The organism is Citrobacter sp. ABFQG (assembly GCF_004322975.1).
Classification (GTDB): domain Bacteria; phylum Pseudomonadota; class Gammaproteobacteria; order Enterobacterales; family Enterobacteriaceae; genus Citrobacter; species Citrobacter freundii.
The window spans coordinates 2912534-2924530 of record NZ_CP036435.1; the positions used below are offsets into that span (position 1 = coordinate 2912534).

At 52.6% G+C, this 11997-nt stretch carries 9 protein-coding genes; 6 read left to right on the forward strand and 3 right to left on the reverse strand.

The annotated features are described in order from the left end of the window. Positions 1-338: 338 nt before the first annotated feature. The 3 genes from ttrA to ttrB are packed head-to-tail and all read right to left on the reverse strand — an operon-like array spanning position 339 to position 5154. On the reverse strand, positions 339-3404 hold the full coding sequence (ttrA, locus tag WN16_RS14305; protein WP_044699957.1) for a tetrathionate reductase subunit TtrA: 3066 nt from the start codon (positions 3402-3404) through the stop codon (positions 339-341). Further along, positions 3397-4419, reverse strand: a complete 1023-nt coding sequence (gene ttrC / locus WN16_RS14310) for a tetrathionate reductase subunit TtrC (RefSeq protein WP_044699954.1) — start codon at positions 4417-4419, stop codon at positions 3397-3399. Before ttrC ends, ttrA begins: the two co-directional genes overlap by 8 nt. Continuing rightward, the gene (gene ttrB / locus WN16_RS14315) at positions 4420-5154 is read right to left on the reverse strand and encodes a tetrathionate reductase subunit TtrB (RefSeq protein ID WP_044699953.1); all 735 of its coding nucleotides are present in this window, start codon (positions 5152-5154) and stop codon (positions 4420-4422) included. It abuts the gene before it with no gap. A gap of 227 nt (positions 5155-5381) precedes the next feature. Between ttrB and ttrS the strand changes: the two genes are divergently transcribed. The 6 genes from ttrS (at position 5382) to WN16_RS14345 (ending at position 11983) form a co-directional block, all read left to right on the forward strand. Beyond that, on the forward strand, positions 5382-7115 hold the full coding sequence (gene ttrS, locus WN16_RS14320; protein WP_088169118.1) for a tetrathionate respiration histidine kinase TtrS: 1734 nt from the start codon (positions 5382-5384) through the stop codon (positions 7113-7115). After that, a complete protein-coding gene (ttrR, locus tag WN16_RS14325; protein WP_003836549.1) occupies positions 7090-7674 on the forward strand; it encodes a tetrathionate respiration response regulator TtrR in 585 nt (194 codons plus the stop codon). Before ttrS ends, ttrR begins: the two co-directional genes overlap by 26 nt. Positions 7675-7766: 92 nt before the next feature. Continuing rightward, positions 7767-7976: a fumarate hydratase FumD gene (gene fumD, locus WN16_RS14330; protein ID WP_003029345.1), complete on the forward strand. Its 210-nt coding sequence runs from the start codon at positions 7767-7769 to the stop codon at positions 7974-7976. Positions 7977-8457: 481 nt separating this feature from the next. Continuing rightward, a complete protein-coding gene (locus WN16_RS14335; RefSeq protein WP_003029338.1) occupies positions 8458-9084 on the forward strand; it encodes a ferredoxin-like protein in 627 nt (208 codons plus the stop codon). A gap of 120 nt (positions 9085-9204) precedes the next feature. Continuing rightward, a complete protein-coding gene (locus tag WN16_RS14340) occupies positions 9205-11307 on the forward strand; it encodes an aldehyde ferredoxin oxidoreductase (RefSeq protein ID WP_003029336.1) in 2103 nt (700 codons plus the stop codon). 10 nt (positions 11308-11317) lie between these two features. After that, on the forward strand, positions 11318-11983 hold the full coding sequence (locus WN16_RS14345) for a YdhW family putative oxidoreductase system protein (RefSeq protein WP_044699947.1): 666 nt from the start codon (positions 11318-11320) through the stop codon (positions 11981-11983). Positions 11984-11997: the final 14 nt, after the last annotated feature.

The following is an 11997-nucleotide window of genomic DNA, read 5'->3' on the forward strand; positions in this document are numbered from 1 at the left end:
CTAAATTCCGTATGTGAAATTTAGGTTTTAAATATTCAAGGGTTTATCTATTTATCGGATAAATGAATTATAAAATTCGGCTTGTATCAATAATTAACTCTATTTCACCAACTCTGCCATTTGATACTGAATCGCCTAATGAATCATTATCAGCAACCAAACCGTAAGCGAAGACAGCATGTGATTTGTTCCTTACTTTATTAGTTTGTGCCAGAAAACCTCTTTTGACCCAACTTTGCCGTCATTGAGTAACTTCTGTTGGAGTTATCTCTATAGCCAATGACTTTGAACGTCATAGGCCGGATAAATCGCGTTAGCGTTGTCATCCGGCGCTAAAGTTATATACGCTCAATTCTCGCTGGCAACCCCTGACGCACCGACGCACCCGACACCCAGTCAAGCCAGGTATTGGCAACCTGCCGGGTAGGATCCGCAAAGCCCAAATCATTGAGATTAATCCCTGACTTTATCTGTGCATCAAATGCCATTGGCTTGCCGTCGAGCGTATGCTGAGCTGCGCCCATCTCTTTATGCCCGTAACCGTGTTCAATGGCGATGACACCCGGCATGACGCCATGCAGCAGACTTATCTGCGCTTGCGCCTGACCGCCAGGGGTGGTGATACGCACGATATCGCCATGTGCTAAACCATACCGCTGACCATCCTGCGGATTGAGCGCCACCAGATTAACCGGTTTCAGATGATGAAGGCGTGGGATAACCGCCGTGGCGCTGGACATGGTATTGGATTTAAAGGAAATCAGTTTCAACGGCCACTCTTGTTCCGGGAACAACTCCTCGACCGCACGTCCATCAGACAGACGTGAAGGATACCAGGCCGGGCAACCGCTGTAGCGCTCGCCGGTAATTGCATGACGGTGCGCGGCGACGTTCGCATTCCAGATTTGGAGCGGTTTTTCCCAGGCATTGCCGACGCGGTTATCAACTCGTCCGCTGATGTCCGGCGCAAAGCGCCCGCCGCGGGAGTAGATAAACGCAACTCGGCTGATTTCATCGGGTTTCAGCGTTTGGGTCATCACAGGCATGATCCGCTGTACTCCGGTCAGCGCTATGTCTTCCGGCTGTGCCTCTGCAACCGGGGCTTTGCCCATAAACGCAATATTGGCGGCGAGGCGCAGGTAGTAATCTTCCGCACGATTCAACGGATAGTGATTACCTTGCGGATCGGTAATCGCATTGTCGCCGAATCCAGGTAGCCCAATGCGCTTTGCCACTGCGATACAGAAAGATTCCATCGAGGCCGATTGACCGTCAGCCGTGAGGCTGGTCGCAGGTCTGACGACAGGCCAACGCGCGGTGGTGGCTTTGCTGGCCACGCCTGCCCACGGAGCGCTAAATCCCCAGCTTTCGAAGTTGTGGGTATCCGGCACGATGTAATCTGCCAGCGCCGTGGTTTCGTTCATAAAGGCGTCAATCGCGATAAACAGCGGCAAGCGAGCAGGATCCTTGAGCTTTTCTTCCGCCACGCCACGTAATCCCGCAATGCCGTAAAACGGGTTGGTCATGTTTGAGATCCATGCTTTCAGCGGATAAGGGTAACCTTCAAGCGCTGAGACGAGGAGTTCGGTAAGCTGACCTGCGACAAACGGATACCACGGGGCCTTAGCCGGGAAGGGGGATTGTCCGGCAGCTACCTTATTGCGGTACTCTTCGGAAGACTCATAAGCGGTTTTACTGCGCGCGATGCTTAACCCTTTCGGCTTTACCTTCCCGGCGAAGCTGTCCATGTTGTAGCGCGGACCGTCGGTGGCACCATTGAATTTGCCGCCACCAACAAACACACCGCCTTCAAGACTGAGGTTGCCAATCAGCGCATTGAGCATCATTACCGACCAGGCGTTATAAAATCCATTGCCTGCCATCATTCCGCCGTGCGTAATTACTGCCGCTTTACGTCCGTGGCGGGTGAATGCGTCGGCCAGAGCGCCAATGTCTGCTTCTGACACCCCACACTGCTGGCTGTACTGCGTTAGCGACAGTTTCTCTGCGGACTCTCGCAGACACTGGAAGCTGCTTTTTACCGTTACCGTCTGCCCGTCAGCCAGCGTCACCTCGCGGGTAACAAACAGTTGCGCACGCGGGCAACTGTTGGCGGCGACAATCTCACCGGCCTCGTTGACGACCACCGGCTCCTGGACGGCGTTTGTGCTCAGATGGGCGAGGGTCAGGTGTTGTCCGGCAAGCGTTGGAATTTCATCGGTAATCACAAGATGAGTGGCGTTAGTCCAGCTTTTTTCTCCTGCCTGCTGCATGGCCTGCACGCCGGGAATGGCGAGATAATCAGCGTTATAGCGTTGTTTATCGATAATCCAGCTTATCATCCCCATCGCCAGCGCGGAGTCGCTTCCCGGTCGTACGGGCTGCCAGTGGCCGCGATCGTCAGCCAGCACCGTGGTTAATGGCAGGGCGGGTGCTACCACAACATAGCGGAAGTCGTCACGTAAACGGGCGCTGGCCAACTGGCGGGCCTGGCGCTTAAACGGGTTGCCGGATTGCGCCGGAGAGGTGCCCATAAACAGCGCGAATTCGACGTTATCCCAGTCGGGTTTCACGTGGGTATTTTTATCCAAATCGCCCATTAACGCGCCGGAACCGGCCCGATAGGCCAGCCCGCAGTAAGCGCCATGAGCACCGAAATTTTTACTGCCGAAACTGTTCAGTGCGAAGCGACGTAAAAAGGTATCACGTCCTTCATCGCTGGTATTAGTGACCAGCAGTTGATTGGATTTTGGGCCAAAGCCGGGATGTTTCGCATCAAGCGGTGTAGCGGGATCGTGGATGGCTCTCAGACCATCAACGTGGCCTTCACCAAACAGATCTCCGCCTTCCACCACCTCTTTGATCAACTGTTCGAAGCTGATGCGCTGCCATTTTCCCTCACCGCGCTTACCGACGCGCTTCATGGGCTCCAGAATACGTAACGGGCTGTACAGACCTTCGAGTAAAGTTGCACCACGGGCGCAGGCGGTGGAACGTGCGTCAAGACCTGACTCCCCGGCCAACTGTTCCATTGCCGTGGTAAAGGGGACGGAGGCGTCTATATGGTGCTCGTGCGACAACGGATGATAAGGGTTGCCCGCAATGCGCAGCACCTTGCCTTGCTCAGTGTCAACGCGAACCCGCACGCCACACTGCGTCCAGCAACCAAAACACTGTGTCATTGAGATCACCTGCTGCGGGTTTTGCTGCCAGTGCGGCCGGGCGTTGGCTTCAGGGATGAGCGCGTTTGCAAAGATGCGGTCACGGGTAATTTTGCCCGAGGTTCCGTCCAGCAAACCGTCTATCGCGCGCTTTGCCACATCCCGATAACTCAGGCCAAAAGTCACCATGCCACCTACGGCAAGGCCCACTTTAAGCCACTGACGACGGGTTAAATTAGCCATGTTGCATTCTCCTTGCGATCGCGTTCAGGGCTTCACGAACAATAATAATCAGTGCTATCCATAGGCCGAAGGTACCCACAATGGCCAGCCAGCCATCGGTGCCGCCGGGCAGGGTGTAGGGATTAAACTGCGCGTTAAATTTCGGTACGGTCTGCACCTGGATGAGTAACGTCCAGCGCATTAGCCAGCACAGCGCCATGGCGCTAAAGGCGAGTAATATGCGCAGCGGTAGCGACAAGGGGTAACGTACAACCAACCCGCAAAGAACAAGTGAAACAAGCCATAACGCAACCCAACCGATAGCGTAGTGTTGTGCTGAAGAAGCAACATCCAGCCATTGGCGGATAGCCGAACCGGAAAGCGTATTACCGCTCACCCAGATCAACACCACGATAGCCAGTGCGATCAACGTGACCATTTGCCCCCACGCTAGCTTACGCGGCAGTACGTCCTTGCTATTTGTCGTGGCAATAAGCAGGGCAAGAAACATTTGCAGCGCGCTGAGGAACATCGCAATCGGAAAGGCGTAACTGAACCAGATGGGACGCGCCTGCACCACCGACACTTCACGGCCGGTGTAAACCAGCAATCCGATGGCGGACAGCGCGCTACCAAGTGCTAACCACTTTGTGACGTTGTAACTTCTTAGCGTTAGTCGTTTAACGTGCTGCGCCAGAAACCACAGACCTAAAAAACCGGTAAACAGCGGTAAGAACAGTGCGCCCCACGGCATCCAGGACCAGGGCGTCGGATACGCATAGAAATGCCAGACGCGGGCGGTTTGGTGTAGATCAGCGGTCAGCGCCAGCGGTGCGGTAATCGCGCAGGTCAGGGCGATTAACAGCGTCAGATTCTCCAGATCTGCCGTTTCTTTTTTGCGCCAGTGGAGAACGCAGGCGAACAGTGCGGCGCAGGCGGCAATGCCGATGAAAAAGAAATATTGTACGGCCCAGGGTAACCAACTTACGTCCTGGGGATGGGCCAGAACCTCGTCGATAATTAGTGAATGGTTCATTTAAACCTCCTGCCAGAGAGCGGGTTGAGCACGTCCAATCAATGGGGTGACAAACGCCTCATCCAGTCCCAGATAGAACACGTGAGGAGACGTACCGCTTTCCGGCTTCAGGACTTTGATGGTGTCATGGTGTTCATGCAGCATTTGTGAAATGCGGCTGTGTGGATCTTTAATATTACCAATGATGCGCGCGCCGCCGACGCAGGATTCTACACAGGCCGGAAGCAGCCCCGCTTCGAGGCGGTGAACGCAGAAGGTACATTTATCGGCGGTTTGCGTTTCATGGTTGATGAATCGCGCATCATAAGGGCAGGCCTGCACGCAATAGGCGCAGCCAACGCAGCGTGTGTTGTCGACCACCACGATGCCGTCTTCGCGTTGGAAAGTGGCCTGTACCGGGCAAACGGGCACGCAAGGGGGATTATCACAATGGTTGCATAGTCGCGGCAGCAGGACGTTGGTGACGCTTTGCTGACCTTCAATCTGTACTTGATACTGGTTGACGAGGGTACGAAATTCGCCCTGTGGCGTCTGGTTTTCAATGGCGCAACTGACGGTACAGGCCTGGCAGCCAATACAGCGTCGCAGGTCAACCAGCATGGCGTAGCGATGCTGTTGTGAGCCTTCATGGCGTTCAGGCGAAAAGGGAAATTGTGCCTGAGCCAGCGGTACCAGTGATGCGCCAGCGGTCAGGACGCCCAGTTGCTGGAGAAACTGCCGTTTACTGCTGTCCATATTTTCTCCCGTCACGATGCAACAACGAAACATTGGTCACGCCGTTGATTTGCGTGTGATGAATAAAGAATCTCAATGATTTACAGTGTAAAAATCGTGACGGGGTATACTCTATTGTGGTTAACCACATACCCGGCTTGTTGTTGATCTAAAACAACATAATTGACAGGGACAATTGAGTGGGACGCAACGTAGTAAGATGTCTGACAGTGCTGGCGTCGCTGTGGATGCTAAGCGGCGCGGTCAGGGCGCAGACATGGAACATTGGCGTTTTGGCGATGCGCGGGGAGGTTTCTACACGTAATCACTGGCAGCCGCTGGAAACATTGTTGAATCAGCAAATCCCCGGCGAACAGTTTCATATTCAACCGCTGGATCTGCACCAGATGCAGGAGGCGGTGAATCGTGGAACGGTGCAGTTTGTTGTTACTAATCCGGCGCAGTTTGTTCAGCTAAACAGCCGTTCTGCGCTGCGCTGGCTGGCTTCGCTACGCTCCACCCGTGGTGGGAAAGCCACCAGTAACGTGATCGGCAGCGCGATCCTCGTCAGACGCGACAGCGGGATAACCTCCCCACACGATCTGATCGGCAAAACGGTTGGCGCCATTGATGCTCAGGCTTTTGGCGGCTATTTGCTGGGATATAAAGCGCTCAGTGATGCCGGTCTGCGCCCTGAACGCGATTTACGTCTGACGTTTACCGGATTTCCCGCCGATGCCTTACTCTATTTATTACGTGAAAAAGCCGTGCAGGCGGTGATCGTGCCGGTGTGTCTGCTGGAAAAAATGGATGAAGAAGGCCTCATTCGTAAAACCGATTTTATGACCGTGTTGAACCATCCGACCTCAATTCCCTGTCTGACCAGTACACCGCTCTATCCTGACTGGTCATTTGCCGCACTACCTGCAGTGAGTGACGAGCTGGCCGATCGCGTCACGCGGGTGCTGTTCAATGCACCGCAAAACGCGACATTTCGCTGGGGAGCGCCCGCCTCGACCCGCGAGGTGGAAGCGTTGTTGCGCGATGTCCGCCAGCATCCGCAGCAGCGTCAGCTGTGGCTGGATGTCAAAAGCTGGTTTATTCAACACCGACTGGCAATGGGGGGCGTGGCCATCGTGTTGCTGTTGCTGACGCTCAATTACATCTGGGTAATGCTGTTGGTTCGCCGACGCGGCAGGCAGCTAGAGCGGAACAATGTGTTGTTGCACAAACAGGAACAGGCGCTGGAGACTGCCCGACAAATGAGCGTGCTGGGGGAGATGACCTCCGGTTTTGCCCATGAGCTCAATCAGCCGTTGTCGGCTATCCGCCATTATGCCCAAGGCTGTCTGATTCGCCTGCGCGGTCAGGATGAGCAGCATCCGTTGCTGCCCGTGCTTGAGCACATCGACACCCAGGCACAAAGGGGGGCCGATACGCTGCGCAATCTCCGGCAGTGGGTCAGCCAGGCACAGGGCAATCCGGTACTTCCCGATGACTGGCAAGCCATCAACGTTCACGATGCTATCCATCACGTCTGGCAATTACTGCGCATGCCCCAGCAATTCCCGGCGGTAACGCTGCACACACAGGTCAGCAAGGCGTTAACATTGACGCTGCCAAGCGTTCTTCTTGAGCAGGTGCTGGCCAATCTGGTACTCAATGCCGCCCAGGCAGGGGCTACCACAGTATGGTTTAGCGCCCTGCATAAGGATGGTGGTGTGAGTATTCAGGTGCAGGATAATGCCGGAGGAATTGACGAGGGGCAGTTGTATCAGGCGTTTCAGCCGTTTATGACCACTCGCAAAGAAGGCATGGGACTAGGACTGGTCATTTGTCAGCGACTGGTGCGCTACGCAAACGGAGATATTGAGATCAACAATCAGCAGGCCCCGGACGGAAAAGCGGGGGCGAGAGTGACATTATATTTTAAACCAAATCGGGAAGGAGGCCGTAGTGGCGATAATTCATCTGCTGGATGACGACATTGCCGTCACCCAGGCCTGTGCGTTTTTATTGGAAAGTCTGGGATATGAAGTGTCTTGCTGGGAGCAAGGTGAGAAATTCCTCGCTGAGGCAAATCTGCACCAGGTGGGTGTACTGCTGCTGGATATGCGTATGCCGGTACTGGATGGGCACGCTGTGCATGAAATCATGCGTCAGAAAGCAAGCACGCTGGCGGTGGTCTTTCTCACCGGGCATGGCGATGTGCCGATGGCGGTTGAGCAAATGAAACGTGGCGCGGTCGATTTTTTGCAAAAACCGGTGTCAGCCGTGCCGCTTCAGGCAGCATTAGAACATGCCTTGCAGGTCTCGGCAGCGGCGTTCTCGCGACAAGAGATCATCTGCTGCTATCAACAGCTTACGCCAAAAGAACGGGAACTGGCGCATCTGGTAGCAAAAGGATTAATGAATCGGGAAATTGCTGATGCCATGAATATTGCCGTGCGTACGGTTGAAGTGCACCGGGCGCGGGTGATGGAAAAAATGCAGGCGGGAAGTCTTGCTGAGCTTGTAAATCGACTTCAGAGAGTTCAGTAGAATGATGACATTTCTTTGATTTTCATTGAATTTTGTCTAAATACTCAGAGTGATATATGCTGTTGGTTTGAGTTAATGACGAGCGGGCAAAAATGGGAAATCAGACGAAAGACGACGAGTTGTACCGTGAAATGTGCAGAGTAGTCGGTAAAGTAGTGCTGGAAATGCGCGATCTGGGACAAGAGCCTAAGCATATCGTCATTGCGGGAGTACTGAGAACCACCCTTGCGAACCAGCGTGTGAAGCGCAGTGAGTTAGAAAAACAGGCTATTGAGACCGTAATTAAAGCATTGGCCGGATAATCCGCAAAAAGAGGGCGGTAGTTTCTCTCGCCGTCCTCTTATTCTCATTACGTTAATCTATCAATAATTATAATTTAGCGTTGCAATTAATGCTATCAAACTCGCTATATATTTAATTGTATATCGGATGATATATAAAAATATATATGAGAGTGGAGTCACAAATATTTGCAATACATATGAAGTGCTATTTCAATTTATCTTAATGATAATAAATCTCACTCCGCATTAATTATATCCCTTCCGTTTTTTAATTGATGACGATCAAGACTATGCATGCTGAATAACCACATTATTTCTGTGCCTAACCCTAAAGGATTAGATTCATTCAGTTTAACCACCGTCATTTATGCGATCAGGTTAGGGCAAAAATTTACGTGTTGTTGGCAACATTAACCGCCCGATATGGCTTGACCTGCGCTGGTTTAAATTAGCCTGAAGGTGTTGCTACCACAGCATTTGCGAAGAGGATGCGAAATAAATGAACCAGGTTGATCGTCCATTTTTAGATTGTGGTTTAACGCGACTAGAATTTCTGCGGATATCAGGAAAAGGACTGGCGGGATTAACGATTGCTCCCGCGCTGTTATCCCTTTTTGGTTGTAAGCAGGAAGATGTCGATAGTGGGACTGTTGGGCTTATCAATACGCCTAAAGGGGTTTTGGTGACCCAGCGAGCTCGCTGTACGGGCTGTCACCGCTGCGAAATTTCCTGTACCAATTATAACGATGGTGCGGTGGGTACCTTCTTTTCCCGGATAAAAATCCATCGCAATTTCTTCTTTGGCGATGATGGTGTCGGGTCCGGTGGTGGGCTGTATGGCGATTTAAACTATACCGCTGATACCTGCCGGCAATGCAAAGATCCGCAGTGTATGAAGGTCTGCCCGATAGGTGCAATTACCTGGAAGCAGGAAGACGGTTGTATTGCGGTGGACCACAAACGCTGTATTGGCTGTAGCGCGTGTACCACAGCCTGCCCGTGGATGATGGCGACCGTAAATACCGAAACGAAAAAGTCCTCAAAATGTGTGTTATGCGGGGAATGCGCCAATGCTTGTCCGACTGGGGCATTAAAAATTATCGAGTGGAAAGATATTACTGTTTGATAGATAGCAGGCATACCTGATTCGCGCCATTAATTGCCAAAAATACCGCAGTTTTGGATAAAAAAGCTGCCTGAAGAATGGCGGGTATATCTATTAAACCTTCTTGCAAAGGAAAACATGATGGCTAATGGTTGGACAGGTACTATTTTACGGGTCAATCTCACCACGGGTAATATCACCCTTGAAGATTCCAGTAAATTTAAAAAATTTGTCGGTGGGATGGGCTTTGGTTATAAAATTATGTACGACGAAGTCCCGCCAGGCACCATGCCTTTTGATGAAGGGAATAAGTTGGTTTTTGCCACCGGACCATTAACGGGTTCTGGCGCTCCCTGTAGCTCCCGCGTCAATATCACCTCCTTATCGACTTTTACCAAAGGCAATTTAGTCGTGGATGCTCATATGGGCGGTTTCTTTGCTGCACAAATGAAATTCGCCGGTTACGACGCCATTATTATTGAAGGCAAGTCCGCATCGCCGGTCTGGATCAACATTAAAGACGATAAGGTTAGCATCGAAAAAGCCGATTTCCTGTGGGGTAAGGGGACGCGAGCTACAACTGAAGAAATTTGTCGCATCACCAGCCCGGAAACCTGCGTCGCCGCGATTGGCCAGGCGGGGGAAAATCTGGTGCCGCTCTCCTGCATGATCAACAGTCGCAACCACAGCGGCGGAGCTGGTACTGGCGCAGTAATGGGCTCGAAAAACCTGAAGGCTATTGCGGTAGAAGGGACCAAAGGCGTCAATATTGCCGATCGCAAAGAGATGAAGCGGCTCAATGACTACATGATGACCGAGCTCATCGGCGCTAACAACAACCACGTTGTGCCAAGCACCCCGCAGGCCTGGGCAGAATACTCTTCGCCAAACTCGCGCTGGACGGCGCGTAAAGGGCTGTTCTGGGGCGCAGCAGAAGGCGGACCAATCGAAACCGGGGAAATCCCGCCGGGCAACCAAAATACGGTAGGTTTCCGTACCTATAAATCGGTGTTCGATCTGGGGCCAGCCGCAGAAAAATACACGGTCAAAATGAGCGGCTGTCATTCATGCCCTATTCGTTGTATGTCACAGCTCAATGTTCCGCGGGTGAAAGATTTTGGCGTGCCGAGTACCGGCGGCAACACTTGTGTGGCGAACTTTGTACACACCACCATTTTCCCCAATGGCCCGAAAGATTTTGACGATAAAGACGATGGGCGTGTGGTGGGAAACCTGATTGGTCTGAACCTGTTTGACGATTACGGTATCTGGTGTAACTACGGCCAGTTGCACCGTGATTTTACTTATTGCTATTCGAAAGGCGTCTTTAAGCGCGTACTGCCGGCTGAAGAGTATGCGGAAATCCGCTGGGATCAGTTGGAAGCGGGTGATCCTAATTTTATTAAAGACTTCTACTATCGGTTGGCGCATCGCGTGGGGGAACTCAGTCACCTTGCGGACGGCTCGTATGCCATTGCTGAACGCTGGGATTTGGGCGAAGAGTACTGGGGTTATGCCAAAAATAAACTGTGGTCGCCGTTCGGTTTTCCTGTTCACCATGCGAACGAGGCTTCAGCGCAGGTGGGGGCGATCACCAACTGTATGTTTAACCGTGACTGCATGGCGCACACCCATATCAACTTCATCGGCTCCGGTTTGCCGTTGAAATTGCAGCGCGAAGTGGCGGGCGAGCTGTTTGGTTCACAGGATGCCTACGATGAAACCAAAAACTACACCCCGATCAATGCTGCCAAGATCAAATATGCCAAATGGACGCTGCTGAAAGTCTGTCTGCATAACGCGGTTACGTTGTGTAACTGGGTTTGGCCGATGACGGTTTCACCACTCAAGAGCCGTAACTATCGCGGAGACTTGGATCTGGAGGCGAAGTTCTTCCAGGCAGTCACCGGTGATGAAACCACGCAGGCGAGTCTGGACCTTGCCGCTGAACGCATCTTTACCCTGCATCGCGCTTATACGGTCAAACTGATGCAAACCAAGGATATGCGCAATGAGCACGATCTCATCTGCTCCTGGGTATTCGATAAAGATCCGAAGATCCCGGTCTTCACTGAAGGAACCGACAAGATGGACAGGGAGGATATGCGTCAGTCATTGACGATGTTCTATCAGGAAATGGGCTGGGATCCAGAGCTGGGTTGCCCAACGCGTGAAACCCTGAACCGACTCGGACTTGAAGACGTGGCAGCTGATTTGGCGGCGCAAGATCTGTTGCCAGCGTAAGGAACGTGAGATGACTAACGTGAGCAACGTTCTGGCACCCGTAGAGGCGCTTCCTGACGAGGTTGATAGTCAAAAGAGACACTGGCTGCAGGCGTTTCACCCGTCGGTAGAGCAGGTGACTGCGCCGCAGGTTCAGGATCCTGCCAGCCCGGAGTCGATTGTGGCAGATTTTATCCGCCAGCATTCGGCATCGGGGCAATTGGTGGGGCGCAGCGTGTTTCTGCAGCCACCTTATTCCGTCCCTGAAACCGATCTATCCGTGCTGCTGGATGCGCTGTGTCAGGACGCAATTAACGCGGATATCACCCGTGTGCAGGGCGCGGAAGATGTCTATTTCTACTCAACGCAAACCATGACGGCAAACTACGCCGACATGTGTGTGCAGGTGGTGGAAAACGACATCTGCCGTGCGATTGCCGAGGCGGTACGCTTCGACGGCCGCACGTATCCTCGCCCCTATAAGGTCGCCATGTTGACGCAACCGCCGTATAGCTTTGAATCTCAGCAGATTACAGCGGCGCTAACGGCTATGGAAACGCATCCCGATTACGCAGATATACGTACTGTGGAATCGTCAAATGCGGAACCTTATCTGTTTAGCGAACGTTTTATGAGTTATGGCAAAGCGTACGGCCTGTGTGAATGGCTTGAGGTTGAGCAGTATCAGAACCCCTGAATTATTCAGGTTGA

Bases quoted from the DNA above. Each gene is read 5' to 3' on its own strand.
- ttrC (WP_044699954.1), bottom strand. From the start codon at position 4,419: ATGAACCATTCACTAATTATCGACGAGGTTCTGGCCCATCCCCAGGAC.
- ttrA (WP_044699957.1), bottom strand. From the start codon at position 3,404: ATGGCTAATTTAACCCGTCGTCAGTGGCTTAAAGTGGGCCTTGCCGTA.
- WN16_RS14335 (WP_003029338.1), top strand. From the start codon at position 8,458: ATGAACCAGGTTGATCGTCCATTTTTAGATTGTGGTTTAACGCGACTA.
- WN16_RS14345 (WP_044699947.1), top strand. From the start codon at position 11,318: ATGACTAACGTGAGCAACGTTCTGGCACCCGTAGAGGCGCTTCCTGAC.
- ttrS (WP_088169118.1), top strand. From the start codon at position 5,382: ATGCTAAGCGGCGCGGTCAGGGCGCAGACATGGAACATTGGCGTTTTG.
- WN16_RS14340 (WP_003029336.1), top strand. From the start codon at position 9,205: ATGGCTAATGGTTGGACAGGTACTATTTTACGGGTCAATCTCACCACG.
- fumD (WP_003029345.1), top strand. From the start codon at position 7,767: ATGGGAAATCAGACGAAAGACGACGAGTTGTACCGTGAAATGTGCAGA.
- ttrB (WP_044699953.1), bottom strand. From the start codon at position 5,154: ATGGACAGCAGTAAACGGCAGTTTCTCCAGCAACTGGGCGTCCTGACC.